Here is a 15,087-nt window from a genome sequence, read left to right on the forward strand (position 1 = left end):
CAAAGCTATGAGATGGAGGCTCCGAACATGGAACTGAAAGACAAGACAATCCTCATCACAGGGTCTACCGACGGCGTCGGCCGCGTCGTCGCGCAAAGGCTCGGCGCCGGCGGCGCGCGCATCCTGGTTCATGGCCGCGACGCGACAAGGGGCAAGGCGATCGTGGCCGAAATCGAAGCCGCCGGCGGCAAGGCCGAGCTGCTGGTCGCCGACCTCTCCTCCCTGGCGGAAGTCCGCCGCCTCGCCGAGGCCGTGCGCGCAAGGACCAAGCGGCTCGATGTCCTCATCAACAATGCCGGCGTCGGCACCGCCGGCCCAAACGCGAAACGGCAGGTCAGCGCCGACGGCTATGAGTTGCGCTTTGCCGTCAACTATCTCGCCGGCTTCCTGCTCACCACGGAGCTGCTGCCGCTGCTCAAGTCCAGCGCGCCGGCGCGCATCGTCAACGTCGCCTCGGCCGGCCAGCAGGCGATCGACTTCGACGACGTCATGCTGACCCGCTCCTATGACGGCGTCCGTGCCTACTGCCAGAGCAAGCTGGCGCAGATCATGTTCACCATCGATCTGGCGGAGCAGCTGAACGGCACCGGCGTCACGGTCAACAGCCTGCATCCGGCAAGCTACATGAACACTACGATGGTGCGGCAGGCGGGCATCACACCCAGGAGCTCCGTCGAAACAGGCGCAGAGGCCATCATCAACCTCGCCACATCGCCGGCGCTAGAGGGGCGAAGCGGCCTCTATTTCGACGGCCAAAGAGAATCCCGCGCCGATGCACAAGCCTATGAGGCGAAGGCGAGGCAGCAGCTGCGCGAATTGAGTCTCGGCCTTGTCGGGCTCGCACGCTCCTCCGCAACATCGAAGAAAGAAAATTCATGATCGAGAAAACCAATCACACCGTGGTCGTCGGCGGCTCCTCCGGCATCGGCCTCGCCACCGCGAAAAAGCTGCTCGGCCCGGGCATGAAGGTGACGATCACCGGGCGCAACCAGGAAAGGCTCGACAACGCATGGCAAAGCCTTGGCGGTGCGGTCGAAAAAGCTGCCTTCGACGCCGCGAAGCCGGACGAGGTTCGCCGGTTCTTCAGCGATCTCGGCCCTTTCGATCACCTGGTGCTGGCCGCTAGCGGCGGCAAGGGGCTCGGCCCGTTTGAAACACTTGACCTGACCGACATCGGCGGTGGCGTCGACGAGAAGGTCCGGCCACAACTCTCCTGCCTGCAGGCCGCCTTGCCGACGCTGAACAAGAGCGGTTCGGTGACTTTCATCTCGGCGGTGTCGGCGCAGTTGTCGGCGCCCGGCGTCGCCGGCATCGCCGCCGTCAACGGCATGCTACTGACCGTGGTTCCGATCCTGGCGATGGAGCTGAAGCCGTTACGCGTCAATGTCGTGGCACCGGGTGTCATCGACACGCCATGGTGGGATTTTTTGCCCGACGATCATCGGCAGGCGGTGTTTGCCGAATATGCCGGCAAGACGCCGGTCGGCCGCATCGGCCGCGCCGAGGACGTCGCCGAGGCAATTGCGTTCCTGGTTTCGAACAGCTTCGTCACCGGCCAGGTCCTGACCTGCGACGGAGGTTTGCGGTATGCGGCGTAAAGCGGCTGCCCCAGGCGACGGTCGTTGTCAAAGCGGTTGCGCGATCAGCGCCAGAAATCCTCCGGTCAACGCCACGTTGCCGACAAAGCCATTGATGCGGGACGCGCGCTCCGGGCCCTGATGATCCCAGAAGTTATGGAACATCGGCGTAGCGACAATCAGGAACAGGATCAGGCATGCCGCCGCCAGAGCGGTCCAGATGCCTGCGATCACCAGCGCTCCGGCGATGATCTGCAGGACGATCCCCAGCCACAGCACCAGCCGCGCCTGCGGCACGCCGCGCGTCGTCATCAATTGGCTCACCAACGCCGCGTTCTGAATGTTGCGTAGGCCGGCAAAGACAAAGGCGCCGCCAAGCAGCAGGCGGGCGGCGAATAGGATCTCATTATTAAAGCTTGAAAACATGCTGTCGGTCCTTGGAAAAGAGGCGCGCGGCGCAAGGCCGCGCGCCTGTCCTCAAGCGGCCTTGACCGCCGGCATCGGATGGATTGCATGGAACGGAACGCAAAGCCGGTTCCAGGTATTGATCATACCGAGCGCAACCGACAGCTTGACCAGTTCCTCTTCCGAGAAATGCTCGAGCGTCCTTGCATAGAGTTCGTCCGAAATATCGTTATCGGCGATCCTGGTCAGCGCGTCGGTCCAGGCGAATGCTGCGCGTTCACGCTCGGAAAACAGCGGCGACTCCTTCCAGGCGGAGACGAGATAGAGCCGTTGTTCGCTTTCGCCGTCGCGGCGCGCTTCGCGGCTGTGCATCTCGACGCAATACGAGCAGCCGTTGATCTGCGACGCCCTGAGCTTGATCAGATGCAACAGGCTTTTTTCGAGCCCGCATTCGTCGACTGCCTTGTTGAGCGCCGACACCGCCTTCATGATCTCCGGCGCCGCGCCGAAAAATTGCAGCCTCTGTTTCATCGTCTGTAGCCTTTCATGCTTGCTTGGTTGAACTTGATTTCTGCGGCCGCTGATGGCGCTCGACGAAGGCGCAGTTCGCGGCGATCGAACGGGGATCGGCATCGGCCGTGTATTCTGCAACGATGTCGGACAGCCGGGCGTCGGCGAGCGCGGCGCGATAGGCGCGCTCGGCCTTCAGCATGGCTACGTTGATGCCGCAAGGTTTGACATAGACCGAGGCATCGAGCTTCGCTGGGCCGCGCTGGCGGATTTCGGCGCAGCGGAAGGCCGGTTCGCGCCCCTCGACGGCCAGCACGATATCGAGCAGCGTTATGCGTTCCGCCGGCCGCGCCAGCCGGTAGCCGCCGTACGGCCCCGGCACCGATTCCAGAATGCCCGACGTTGTCAGCATGTTGAGATGCTTAAGCAGATAGCTCGGCGACAGCCCGAACGCTTCCGCCATGGCAGCACCCGGCATAGTCGCCGCGCCTTCCATGCCGGCTAGCATGGCGGCGCAGTGGATGGCCGCTTCGACGCCCTCGCCCAGCTTCATTTCGCTCTCCTATTCATGGATATATATTATCCTAGATAAGAAGCATCCGCAATATCTATTTGAAAAAAGCGGCGCCCGCAGGTGCCGCTTTCCCACAACGCGCTGGTCGCTACTCCGCCGCCACCTTGGCCATCGGATTGTTCGGATGCGTCGTCCAGTTGGCATAGATCGGCGACACCGGCCTGCCGGTGCGCTGGTCGATCACGCCGGCCGCCAGCGGCTCCATGGTGATGCAATTCTCGACCGGACAGACATTGACACAGAGATTGCAGCCGACACATTCGGCCTCGATCACCTCGAAATGCCTGACGCCGTCGACCATGCTGGTGATCGCCTGGTGCGAGGTGTCCTCGCAGGCGATGTGGCAGCGGCCGCATTTGATGCAGGCGTCCTGGTCGATATGCGCCTTGGCGACGTAGTTGAGGTTGAGATACTGCCAGTCGGTGACGTTGGGGGTGGCGCGGCCGACGAAGTCGTCCAGCGAGGCATGGCCCTTCTCGTCCATCCAGTTTTCCAAGCCGGCGATCATCTCCTGCACGATCTTGAAGCCATAGGTCATCGCCGCCGTGCACACCTGCACATTGCCGGCGCCGAGCGCCATGAATTCGGCGGCGTCACGCCAGGTGGTGATGCCGCCGATGCCGGAGATCGGCAGGCCCTTCGTTTCCGGATCGCGCGCGATCTCGGCCACCATGTTCATGGCGATCGGCTTCACCGCCGGGCCGCAATAGCCGCCATGCGAACCCTTGCCGTCGATCGTCGGCTCCGGCGCGAAACTATCGAGATTGACGCCGGTGATCGAGTTGATGGTGTTGATCAGTGACACCGCGTCGGTGCCGCCGGCAAGGGCAGCGCGTGCCGGCTTGCGTATGTCGGTGATGTTGGGCGTCAGCTTGGTGATGACAGGCATGCGGGTGTTGGCCTTGCACCAGCGCACCACCATTTCGATGTATTCCGGCACCTGGCCGACCGCCGCACCCATGCCGCGTTCCGACATGCCATGCGGGCAGCCGAAATTGAGTTCGATGCCGTCGGCGCCGGTCTCCTCGACCACCGGCAGGATCGCCTTCCAGGCATGCTCCTCGCACGGCACCATCAGCGAGACGACTATTGCCCGGTCGGGCCAGTCCATCTTGACCTGCTTGATCTCGCGCAGATTGACCTGCAGGTCGCGGTCGGTGATCAGCTCGATGTTGTTGAGGCCGAGCAGACGACGGTCGGCGCCCCAGATCGCGCCATAGCGTGGCCCGTTGACATTGACCACCGGTGGGCCCTCTTCCCCGAGCGTCTTCCACACCACGCCGCCCCAGCCCGCCTTGAAGGCGCGGATGACGTTGTAAGCCTTGTCGGTCGGCGGCGCCGAGGCCAGCCAGAACGGGTTCGGCGACTTGATGCCGACGAAATTGTTGCGGATGTCTGCCATGCTTATGCCCTCCCGTTCGAGGTCAGTGCCCGATGAATGCTCTCCGCCGCATCGCGGCCTTGCGCGACGGCTGAAACAGTCAGGTCGTCGCCGCCGAAAATGCAGTCGCCGCCAGCCCAGACATTGGCCAGCGAGGTGCGCCCTTCCGCGTCGACCTTGATGCGGCCGGCTTCCAGGGCAAGCAAGGCTCCGCTGCCGTTGAGCGCAGCCGGGACAAAGCTCTGGCCGATCGCCTTGAACACCTGATCGGCGACGAGCGTCAGCCGCTCGCCGGTGCCGACGAGCCGGTCGCCGTCCATCGCGGTGTATTCGAGCTCGATCGCCGACACCTTGCCGGCGTCGGCAATGACCCGCTTCGGCTGCAACCAGTGCCGGATGATGACGCCGTTGGCGGCAGCCAGATCCTGTTCGAATTCGGAGGCATTCATGTGCTCCGGGCCGCGCCGATAGCAGATCGTCACCTCTTCGGCACCGAGCAGCTTCGATTGCACCGCCGCGTCGATCGCCGTCATGCCGCCGCCGATGACAACAACACGCCGTCCGACCGGCAGGCTGGCCAGATCACTGGCCTGACGCAGCTCGGCAATGAACTCGACGGCATTGGTGACGCCTTGCGCCTCCTCGCCGTCCGCTCGCAAGGCATTGACGCCGGCAAGCCCCATGCCGAGGAACACCGCATCGTAATTCCTGATCAGGTCCGACAGCTGGTAATCGCGGCCGAGCGCCTTGCCGTTCTGGATGTCGATGCCGCCGATCGACGTGACATAGTCGACTTCGGCCTGAGCGAAATTGTCGACGCTCTTATAGGCCGCGATACCGTACTCATTGAGGCCGCCGGGCTTCGGGCGGGCTTCCAGGATGGTCACGTCGTGGCCATGACGGGCAAGCCGATGCGCGGCCGCAAGCCCGGCCGGTCCGGCGCCGACCACGGCGACCGTCTTGCCGGTCGGTTCGGAGCGTTTGTAGAACTGCTTGTTTTCGGCCATCGCGACATCGGTGGCGTAGCGCTGAAGGCGACCAATCTGCACCGGCTTGCCTTCTGCCACCTCGCGCACGCAGACCTCTTCGCACAGCGTCTCGGTCGGGCAGACGCGGGCGCACATGCCGCCCAAAATATTCTGGTCGAAGATCGTCTTGGCCGAGCCGATCGGATTGCCGGTCGCGATCTGGCGGATGAACAGCGGGATGTCGATCGAGGTCGGGCACGCATTCATGCACGGCGCGTCGTAGCAGAAATAGCAGCGGTCGGATTCGACCAACGCCTCGTGATGATCGAGCGGCGGATGCAGATCGGAAAAATTGTCGGCATATTGTTCCGGCGAAAGTCGCCCGCCGGCAATGCCTTGCTTGAACTGGCCTTCTGGCATCGTCAGTTCCCCATGTTCTTGTTTTGGGGAAGGCTAGCACGTTTTATTTTTTTATCAATTGGTCAATTTTCGGCGCAAGCCGCTGGAACGGTTCAACAAACATGATAATCAAACTCATATTTCGAGCTGCCTGATGGCTCTGTCGAAAGGCCGAAATGCCGCTTCGTCGGCGCTAGGCGCTTGCATAAGCTTGAGCACTTGATGCCATCCCCCGCGAACGAGGAAGAAACGCATAACAACCATGCGGATGCACGTCTCGCCGGCTAAGCCGCCACGAGCGATATAGGCCGCCGGCGTTCCAGCCGGGAGTATAGACCGAAGATCCTCCGCTGTGGGACAATCCAAACACAAAGCGCGCAGGCCACGGGCTGTGCGCCATAACTTTTTTTGGCCGCTGTCTGATTTTCGTCGCGAAGATCGTCCTAGAATGGATCGCGCATGATCGATGTACAAACCGCAAGGAGCACGACAATGCCACAGTCCCCGATGCCCTTCTTCTGGTACGAGCTGATGACCACCGATCTCGACGCCGCCGAGGCGTTCTACACCTCAGTGGTGGGCTGGAGGGGGCAGCCTTTCGAAGGGGCCTCGGGCATGCCGCGCTATATCGTCATGAATGTCGGCGAGCGCGGCGTCGGCGGGCTGATGACGCTGCCCGAGGACGCGCGCAAGATGGGCATGCCACCGGCCTGGATCGGCTATATCCTCACCAGGGACGTCGATGCCGCAACGGCGTCCCTCAAGAAGGCTGGTGGCGTGGTTCACCGCGAGCCCGACGACATTCCTGGCGTCGGCCGCTTCGCCGTCGTTGCCGACCCGCAAGGCGCGATATTCAACTTCCTGCAGCCCAGCGGCCCCGACCAGCCGCCGCTGCCATCGTCGACACCCGGCAACATCGGCTGGCATGAGCTCTACACGTCAGACTGGAAGGCGGCGTTCGATTTCTATTCCAGCCAGTTCGGCTGGGAGAAGGGCGACGCCATGGATATGGGTCCGATGGGCGTCTACCAGCTTTTCGCCTTCGGCGGCGAGCCCGTTGGCGGCATAATGAACAAGCCCGAGCAGATCCCGGCGCCGGCCTGGCAGTTCTATTTCAACGTGCCCGGCATCGACGCGGCAGCCAAGCGTGTCACCGACAATGGCGGCAAGATCCTCATGGGTCCGATGGAGGTTCCCGGCGGCAGCTGGATCGTGCAGTGCACGGACCCGCAAGGCGCCCATTTCGCGCTAATGGCACCGACGCGGTAACAGGCCGCGCCAATTGCGGGGCCGCCTTCGTGCGGCCCCAAGGCTGCAGCACTCCTCACGACTCTCTCACCGACAGTTGATGGCAGGCCGGATCATGTGAATGGTCCGGCCTTTGGCCATGACCTATGGCCGGGCGAGGTGAAAATGGAGTCGTAGATGAAGCTTTTCGAAGGCCTGGCCGGATATCAACCGTTCGCTCTTGCCGCCTTGCGCATCATGACAGCGCTGCAGTTCATCGAGCACGGCACTCAGAAACTTTTCAATTTCCCTGTCGGCGACCATGCCGGCACCCTGAGCGGGCTGTCGCTGACTGCGGCCATCCTGGAATTCGCCGGCGGCATCCTGCTGGTATTGGGGCTTTTCACCAGGCCGGTGGCATTCCTTCTCAGCGGCGAGATGGCGATCGCCTATTTCATGGCGCACATGCCGCGCGACTTCTTCCCGGTCAACAACGGCGGCGATGCGGCAATATCGTTCTGCTTCATCTTCCTCTATCTGGTGTTCGCCGGCGCCGGCGCCCTGGCGCTGGACAACCGCCGGGTTTCGTAATTGACCGTCTCCCGGCCGTGGGCCCGCTGCCTCCGGCAGCTCCCCGGCGTTCGGAACCTTTCGCCGTGCCACCGGCACGGCGAATTCGCTGTGCGAACCGGTTCCTCATCCTCTCATCCGTTCGAAATTCGCGTCGAACAGTGGGGTCGGCTGCATGCGCGCGGCGTGGCGTTTGCCCAGAAGCTCAATCTCGAAACCGTAGGCTTCGTCGGCAATCTCTTTCGGCACATAGCCGATGGCGACGGACTTTTTTGAATGATGCGCGTAGCCACCCGACGTGACCCAGCCGCGCACGGCACCGCCATACCAGATTGGCTCGTCGCCGATGACGTCGGCATCGGCAGCATCGACGACAAAGGCCCGCAGCCGCAGTCTGCCGCCTTGCTTGCGCTCGGCAAGCGCCGCCTGCTTGCCGATGAAATCGGCCTGCTTGCCGTAGGCGACGAAGCGGTCGAGGCCGGCCTCCAGCGGCCCATAGATCGGCCGGTATTCGCGCGCCCATGAGCCGTAATTCTTCTCGAGCCGCAGCGCATTGAGGGCGCGCGAGCCGAACAGGCCGATGCTGAATTCCTCGCCCGCCGCCATCAGCGCCTGATAGGCAGCACGCTGATATTCCGGCGCCACCCAGATTTCGTAGCCGAGGTCGCCGGTGTAGCTGACGCGCCCGACCAGGCACGGCGCCATGCCGATATCCATCCTGCTGATGGCCGTGAATGGAAAGGCCGTATTCGACACGTCAGATCGTGTGACCTTTTCAAGAAGCTTCCGCGCGCTCGGCCCGGCGATCGATAAGCCGGTGAGTTTTGCTCCCAGCGCCTCGATGCTGACAGAGCCGTCCTTCGGCAGATGCGCTTCGAACCAGCGCATGTGGTACTGCTCGGCGACACCGCTGCCGGCCAGGAACCAATCCTTACTTGCACAATTTGGACCGCCGAGATTGGCCAGCGTGAAATCACCGATCAGCCTGCCGTCTTCCTTCAGCATCGGCGCTAGCGTCATGCGTCTGGGCCTTGGCAGCTTGCAGGCCAGCAAGCGGTCGAGCCAGGCTGCAGCGCCCTCGCCGGTTACTTTGTATTTGGCGAATGACGAGATTTCCGACAGACCAACGCGTTGCCGAACCGTCTCCACTTCTTTCGCGACATGCTCGAAATCAGTCGAGCGGCGCCAGGAGAATTCGTCCTTGACGCCTTCGGGCGCATACCACAGCGGCACCTCCAGCCCGAAGGCGACGCCCCATTGCGAGCCCTTCGCCGACAACAGATCGTAGACCGGTGTCGTCTTGAGGGGCCGGCCGGCCGGTAATTCCTCGTTTGGGAAGCGGATCGAAAACCGCCGCGAATAGTTTTCGCGCACCTTGGCGTTGGTGTAGGCCATTGTGGCCCAGTCGCCGTAGCGCGAAACGTCCATCGCCCAGATATCCGCGCCGGGATCGCCTTCGATCATCCAGTTCGACAGCGCCAGCCCGACGCCGCCGCCCTGCGAGAACCCCGCCATGACACCACAGGCCACCCAGAACCCCGGCAGGCCGCGCACCGGCCCGACCAGCGGATTGCCGTCCGGCGCGAAGGTGAAGGGTCCGTTGATGATCTGCTTGATGCCGGTGTTCTGGAACGCCGGGAAATGCCGGAAGCCGACCTCCAGCGACGGTGCGATGCGGTCGATGTCGGGTTCGAGCAGTTCGTGGCCGAAATTCCATGGCGTCTGGAACTCGGACCATGGCTTGTTGGCCTTTTCGTAAGTGCCCATGAGCATGCCGCCGCGCTCCTGGCGCAGATACAGCTCGCCGTCGAAATCGACTGCATGGATGATCTCCGTACCGGTCTTCTGGTTCCAGGCGGCGACTTCCGGCATGTCCTCGGTGATCAGGTACATGTGCTCCATCGCCAGCACCGGCAGCTCCAGCCCGACCATGCGGCCGACCTCGCGCGCCCACAGGCCGCCCGCGTTGACCACATGCTCGGTCACCACCTCGCCCTTGTTGGTAATGACGCGCCACAGCCCGTCGGCGCGCCGCACGATGTCCTCGACCTTGGTGAAACGCTCGACCTCGGCACCGAGCTTGCGCGCGGCCTTGGCATAGGCGTGGGTCACGCCCGACGGATCGAGATGACCGTCCTCCTTGTTGCGGACCGCGCCGACGAACTGCTTGGGGTCGAGCAACGGCATCAGCTCGGCAGCCTCATCAGGCGATATCTCCTCGAGCTCGATGCCGAGATAGCGGCCCTTGGCGACGACGCCGCGCAACCAGTCGAGCCGCGCCTCCGTCGCGGCCAGCAAGACGCCGCCAGTCAAATGCACGCCGGTCGCCTGCCCCGACAGTTCCTCGATCTCCTTGTAGAGCGAGATCGTGTATTTCTGCAGTTTGGCGACGTTGGGATCGCCATTGATCGTGTGCATTCCGCCGGCCGCGTGCCAGGTCGAGCCGGAGGTCAGCTCGTCGCGCTCCAATAGAACGACGTCGGTCCAGCCATGGCGGGCGAGATGGAACAGCACGGAGCACCCGACAACGCCACCGCCGACAACCACGACCTTTGCATGTGATTTCATAGGATTCTCGTTATTTCAAAGAGTTGGATGGGTTTTATGATTCTGAAGGAGAAGAAATCCGAGAACAGTGGCGCTTAGGGCTCGCCCGCCCCGATCGCTTCCTTGCGCTTGACCAGGTACGCGTCCAGCGCCTCGCGCCTGGAGATTTCCATCACCGGCTCGACATAGTCCTCCAGCGCCTTCTTCCACAGCCTTGTCGCTCGCGCCGTGGCGTCTAGCCCACCAGCTTCCTGCCAAGCCTCGAAATTCTGCCAGTTGGACAGCATAGGCTGGTAGAAGGCCGTGGCGTAGCGTTCCAACGTGTGCGGCTCGCCGAAGAAGTGGCCGCCGGTCGGCACCGCACCCAGAGCTTCGACGGCGAGCTCGGCCTCGTTGACTTCGATTGGGCGCAAAAACTCCATCATGTGCTGGATCATCTCGACGTCGATGATGAACTTTTCGAACGACGCAGTCAGCCCGCCCTCCTGCCAGCCGGCGGCGTGGTAAATCAGGTTGCCGTGGCCGAGCACCGCGCCCCACAGCGCCATCAGCGTCTCATAGGCGCCTTGCGCGTCGGCGGCATTGGAAGCCGAGCCCGGCGTCGTGCGGTAAGGCAACTTGTAGCGCCGCGCCAACTGTCCGGACGCTATATTCGCCTTGGTGTTTTCAGGCGTACCGAAGGCCGGTGCACCCGACTTCATGTCGACATTGGAGGTGAAGGCGCCATACATCACCGGCGCGCCGGGGCGGACGAGCTGCGTCAGCACCACCCCGAACAGCGCCTCGGCATTCTGCTGGGCGAGCGCCCCGGCAAGCGTCACCGGGCTCATCGCTCCCATCAGCGTGAACGGCGTCACCGCCACCGACTGGCCGAATTCGGCCATGGTCATCAGTCCCTCGGCCATCATCTCGTCCAAGCGGCGCGGCGAGTTGACCGAAATGATCGTGGTGACGCCGGGATCGTCCCGCATCTCGTCAACCGTCAGTCCGCGCGCGATTGCCATCATTTCGATGCCGTCGAGCGCCCTGCCGCGGCCGATGGCCGAGACGTGAAAGCTTTTGTCGGTCAGTGTCAGATTGGCGAAATAGGTGTCGAGGTGACGGGAATTCGCCGGCAGCTCCACCGGCGCGCAGACCTGGTTGCCGAGCATGTGGATGCAGTTGAAATGCTGCGCCAGACGGACGAGATCGGAATAATCGCGCAAATTGCCGGCACGGCGGCCGCGCTCCATGTCGTGCACATTCGGCGGCCCGGCGACAAGCGTGAAGTTGATGGTATTGCCGCCGAGGTGGACGGCATGGGCGGGATTGCGCGGCGTAAGCGTATAGCTGGACTGTGTCGTCTTCAGCGCTTTGTCGATCATGCCACGATCGATGCGGACGTTCATCGAGGCATGATCGACCTTGGCCCCGGCCTTCTCGAATAGCCACAGGGCCCGCTGGCTCATCACCTCGATGCCGAAATTCTCCAAAATATGCATAGAGGCTTCATGTATCGCCTCGATCTGGTCGGCCGAGAGCATCGCCATCGGCGGATAAGGGTTTGTCACCCGCCTGTGCGGCAGTTGTGGGATGGCGGTCGGTCCCCTGTTGCTGGTTCGCTCGGCGCCGCGCTTGCGTCTTGGTTCGCTCATGCGGCGCATCAAAGCGCCGGCATGAGCATCGGGCTGTCAAGAATCCGCCACCTGCGGGCGTGATTTTAGCCAAGGCGCCATTGTGGGAATTTCACGTCGGTAAAAGCGACAGCAAACGTCGGAATGTTTATACCCGCTCAGTGTTGGCAAAGCGGCCGATGAGCCGTTAAGGAAGACAGCAAGATTCCTTTTATGTTTTCGGCCTAATGCTCTTCCAATGCGTAGGTCGAGTTTTGGTAAAATTGTAGCGATTGCCGTGCCGCTGACGCTTTCGGCCTGCGCGACGCCGCCGAACCACATCAACGATGTGTGCGCCGTTTTCGACCAGAATGACGGCTGGTTCGACAATTGGCAGGCGGCGGCACAACGCACCGAGCAGAAGTACGGTGTGCCGGTCCCCGTGCTGATGGCGACGGTGCGCAAGGAGTCCGGCTTCAAGAGCAATGCCAGGCCGCCGCGCACCAAGCTGCTGGGCTTCATTCCCTGGAAACATATCTCTAGCGCCACCGGCTTCTCGCAGGCGCTCGACGGGACCTGGGCGCAATACCAGAACGAGACCGGCAGCTGGGCAGCGCGCCGCACCAGGTTTGCCGATGCCGTCGATTTTGTCGGCTGGTATCATTCCAAGACCGCCGACACGCTCGGCGTCGCCCGCAACGACACATACAATCTGTATCTCGCCTACTATCTCGGCTGGAATGCCTACAAGCGCGGCAGTCGCGGCGACGCCGACGTGCAGCGCTATGCGCACGCCACCGAACAGATGGCGCAGGACTACGCCGCGCAGCTACGGCAATGCGCGCGCTAGCCTACCAACGGCTCTCAGCCGCCCTTGGGTTTGCGCGGCTTGCGCGTGGCGTCCTCGGCCTGGCGGCCGTCGCCGACAGTCGGCGGCATGATTGGTGCCACCGCGCTGTCGTCAGAGCTTGAGATGCCGCCGGTCTCTGAAACCTCGTCGCGGACCTCGTGACGGCGGGCTTTGGCGACCGCTTCTCCATTCTCCGCTGCCTGGCCCTCGGCATCGGCTTCCGCGCTGCCGGTCTTGCCGTGTGGACGCTTGGGCGGATCGCCGGCAAAGCCCGGACCAGTACCGTGCGGCGCATCGTCCGGCACGCCCTCATTCGCCGCGTGCTCCTTGTCGAATTTGATCACCGGCTCCATTTTCGCCAGCACGTCGTCGGCCAACCAGCACAGGCTCATATGGCCGTCGCCGAGATGTTTGACCGGCGGCACCTTGGTTTCGCAAAGATTGTCCGGCACCAGCTTCTTATAGCCGCAGCGCGTCTGGAACGGACAGCCCGAGGGCGGGTTCATCGCCGACGGAATGTCGCCTTCAAGCACGATGTGCCTCTTCACCACGCTGGTGTCGGCGATCGGGATCGCCGACAGCAGCGCCTCCGTGTAGGGGTGATAGGGCGGCGAAAAGATCTGGTCGGTCGTGCCTTGCTCGACGATATAGCCGAGATACATGACGACGACGCGGTCGGCGATGTAGCGCACCACCGACAGATCGTGGCTGATGAACAGCATCGTCGTCTTGTTCTTGCGCTGGATATCCATCAGCAGCTCGGTCACCGCCGCTTGCACTGACACATCCAATGCCGAGACCGGCTCGTCGGCCACCACCACCTTGGCGTCGCCTGCAAAAGCCCGCGCCACGCCGATGCGCTGTTTCTGACCGCCTGAAAGCTGGCGCGGCTTGCGCGACTCGAACGCCCTTGGCAGCTTCACCAGGTCGAGCAATTCCAGCATCCGCTTGCGGCGGTCGGCCACCGTGTTGCCGACATTGAACTTTTCCAGCGTACGGATGATCTGCGAACCGACCGAATGGCTCGGATTGAGCGTGTCGAACGGATTTTGGAACACCATCTGGATCGATGACACCGTGTCGACGCTGCGCTTCTCGATCCCGGTCGACTGGATCTCCTTGTTGCCGAGCTTAACGCGGCCGGAGCTCGCCGTTTCGAGGCCGAGCAGCACCTTGGCCAGGGTCGATTTTCCGCAGCCGGATTCGCCGACGATAGCGACGGTCTCGGATTCGCGGGCCATGAACGAGATCGTCTCGTTGGCCTTGACGACGCGGCCCTCGCTCGAGCCGAACACTTCGCTGCCGCCGACCTTGTAATACTTCCTGAGGTCTTCGATCTGGAGCACCGGCGCACCGGGCACCACCCGCTCGTTGACCTTCTTGGCGCCGGGCGGCAGCGCCTCCCAGTCGATCTCGTTGAAGCGCACGCAGCGCGAGAAATGCCCGTCATGGCCTTCGACCGCGATCATCGGAATTTCGGCGGCGTTGCAGACGCCCTCGACGAAATGGTGGCAGCGCGGGCCGAAATTGCAGCCCTTCGGCCGCTCGTGCGGCAGCGGCAACTGCCCCGGGATCGAGATCAGCGGCCGCGAATTCTTGTCGGCGCCGGGCAGCGGGATCGAGCGGAACAGGCCTTGCGTGTACGGATGGCGCATCCGGTCGAAGACGTCCTTGATCTTGCCGGTCTCCACCGCTTCGCCCGAATACATCACCGTAATGCGGTCGCAGGTCTCCAGGATCAGCCCGAGATTGTGCGACACGAAGATCATCGAGGTGCCGAACTTCTCGCCCAGCCCCTTGACCAGGTCGACGATGCCGGCTTCCACCGTCACGTCGAGCGCTGTCGTCGGCTCGTCGAGCAGGAGCAGCGCCGGCTTCGACAGCAGCGCCATGGCAATAACGATGCGCTGCTGCTGGCCGCCCGAAAGCTGGTGCGGATAGGAACGCATCATGCGTTCGGGATCCGGCAGCTTCACCGCGCGCACCATTTCCAAGGCGCGTTTATAAGCTTCGTCCTTCGACACCTTGTCGTGGATCAGTGGCACTTCCATCAGCTGCTGGCCGACCTTCATTGCCGGGTTCAGACTGGCCATCGGCTCCTGGTAGATCATCGCGATCTTGTTGCCGCGGATGGCGCGCAGTTCCTCGTCGGACAGTTCTCCCATGTCCTTGCCCTGGAACTTGATCTTTCCGCCGACGATCTTTCCGATGTTGGAGAGGTCGCGCATGATGCCGAGCGACACGGTCGACTTGCCGCAACCGGATTCGCCGACGATGCCCATTGCCTCGCCGGGCATGACGGTGCACGAAAAATCCATGACCGCCGGGATCTCGCCCTTACGGGTGAAGAAGGAGATCGACAGGTTCTCGATCTCGATGATCGGCTCATTGGTCGGCCCATTGGTCGGCTTGGCGGGATTTCGAACTGCCTCATTCATGGGTCGCTCCAATCCTTGTTCTTCAGGCACGTCGGGCCGAACCCGGCCT

General features: G+C 62.9%; 13 protein-coding genes. 5 read left to right on the forward strand and 8 right to left on the reverse strand.

Translation table 11 applies throughout. From position 1 onward, the window contains the following. Positions 1 to 27 precede the first annotated feature (27 nt). Together NKH17_RS09005 and NKH17_RS09010 are read left to right on the forward strand one after the other, a co-directional pair. Entirely contained in the window at positions 28 to 879 is an 852-nt protein-coding gene (locus tag NKH17_RS09005; protein ID WP_352899970.1) for an SDR family NAD(P)-dependent oxidoreductase, read from the forward strand. Then, positions 876 to 1,598: an SDR family oxidoreductase gene (locus NKH17_RS09010; protein ID WP_352799456.1), complete on the forward strand. Its 723-nt coding sequence runs from the start codon at positions 876 to 878 to the stop codon at positions 1,596 to 1,598. The genes NKH17_RS09005 and NKH17_RS09010 overlap by 4 nt, the downstream gene beginning before the upstream one ends. Positions 1,599 to 1,625: 27 nt before the next feature. Here the strand turns inward: NKH17_RS09010 and NKH17_RS09015 are convergent, their stop codons facing one another. From NKH17_RS09015 to NKH17_RS09035, 5 genes are all read right to left on the reverse strand, one after another. Continuing rightward, positions 1,626 to 2,003, reverse strand: coding sequence for a DoxX family protein (locus NKH17_RS09015; protein ID WP_352475415.1), 378 nt, complete (start codon positions 2,001 to 2,003; stop codon positions 1,626 to 1,628). 51 nt (positions 2,004 to 2,054) lie between these two features. Continuing rightward, positions 2,055 to 2,513 carry a carboxymuconolactone decarboxylase family protein gene (locus tag NKH17_RS09020; RefSeq protein ID WP_352899967.1) on the reverse strand — a complete coding sequence of 153 codons (459 nt, stop codon included), beginning with the start codon at positions 2,511 to 2,513 and terminating at the stop codon, positions 2,055 to 2,057. A gap of 13 nt (positions 2,514 to 2,526) precedes the next feature. Then, positions 2,527 to 3,045: an RrF2 family transcriptional regulator gene (locus NKH17_RS09025; RefSeq protein WP_352644794.1), complete on the reverse strand. Its 519-nt coding sequence runs from the start codon at positions 3,043 to 3,045 to the stop codon at positions 2,527 to 2,529. 109 nt (positions 3,046 to 3,154) lie between these two features. After that, the gene (preA, locus tag NKH17_RS09030; RefSeq protein WP_352644796.1) at positions 3,155 to 4,468 is read right to left on the reverse strand and encodes an NAD-dependent dihydropyrimidine dehydrogenase subunit PreA; all 1,314 of its coding nucleotides are present in this window, start codon (positions 4,466 to 4,468) and stop codon (positions 3,155 to 3,157) included. Between the two features lie 2 nt (positions 4,469 to 4,470). Further along, the gene (locus NKH17_RS09035; protein WP_352740676.1) at positions 4,471 to 5,835 is read right to left on the reverse strand and encodes an NAD(P)-dependent oxidoreductase; all 1,365 of its coding nucleotides are present in this window, start codon (positions 5,833 to 5,835) and stop codon (positions 4,471 to 4,473) included. 471 nt (positions 5,836 to 6,306) lie between these two features. Here NKH17_RS09035 and NKH17_RS09040 point away from each other — a divergent pair, with 471 nt between their 5' ends. Both NKH17_RS09040 and NKH17_RS09045 read left to right on the forward strand, forming a co-directional pair. After that, positions 6,307 to 7,083, forward strand: coding sequence for a VOC family protein (locus NKH17_RS09040; protein WP_352807350.1), 777 nt, complete (start codon positions 6,307 to 6,309; stop codon positions 7,081 to 7,083). Positions 7,084 to 7,239: 156 nt separating this feature from the next. After that, complete coding sequence (locus NKH17_RS09045) at positions 7,240 to 7,632, forward strand: DoxX family protein (RefSeq protein WP_352703416.1); 393 nt, start codon at positions 7,240 to 7,242, stop codon at positions 7,630 to 7,632. Between the two features lie 105 nt (positions 7,633 to 7,737). Here NKH17_RS09045 and NKH17_RS09050 read toward each other — a convergent pair whose 3' ends face one another. Together NKH17_RS09050 and NKH17_RS09055 are read right to left on the reverse strand one after the other, a co-directional pair. After that, the gene (locus NKH17_RS09050) at positions 7,738 to 10,179 is read right to left on the reverse strand and encodes a GcvT family protein (RefSeq protein ID WP_352807346.1); all 2,442 of its coding nucleotides are present in this window, start codon (positions 10,177 to 10,179) and stop codon (positions 7,738 to 7,740) included. A gap of 74 nt (positions 10,180 to 10,253) precedes the next feature. Continuing rightward, positions 10,254 to 11,792, reverse strand: a complete 1,539-nt coding sequence (locus tag NKH17_RS09055; protein ID WP_352475422.1) for a trimethylamine methyltransferase family protein — start codon at positions 11,790 to 11,792, stop codon at positions 10,254 to 10,256. Positions 11,793 to 12,009: 217 nt separating this feature from the next. Between NKH17_RS09055 and NKH17_RS09060 the strand changes: the two genes are divergently transcribed. Further along, positions 12,010 to 12,600 (forward strand): transglycosylase SLT domain-containing protein, encoded by a 591-nt coding sequence (locus NKH17_RS09060; RefSeq protein WP_352475423.1) that lies wholly within the window; start codon positions 12,010 to 12,012, stop codon positions 12,598 to 12,600. 14 nt (positions 12,601 to 12,614) lie between these two features. Here the strand turns inward: NKH17_RS09060 and NKH17_RS09065 are convergent, their stop codons facing one another. Then, on the reverse strand, positions 12,615 to 15,038 hold the full coding sequence (locus NKH17_RS09065) for a dipeptide ABC transporter ATP-binding protein (RefSeq protein ID WP_352475424.1): 2,424 nt from the start codon (positions 15,036 to 15,038) through the stop codon (positions 12,615 to 12,617). Between the last annotated feature and the right edge of the window lie 49 nt (positions 15,039 to 15,087).

The organism is Mesorhizobium sp. M1334 (assembly GCF_040317995.1).
Taxonomy (GTDB): domain Bacteria; phylum Pseudomonadota; class Alphaproteobacteria; order Rhizobiales; family Rhizobiaceae; genus Mesorhizobium.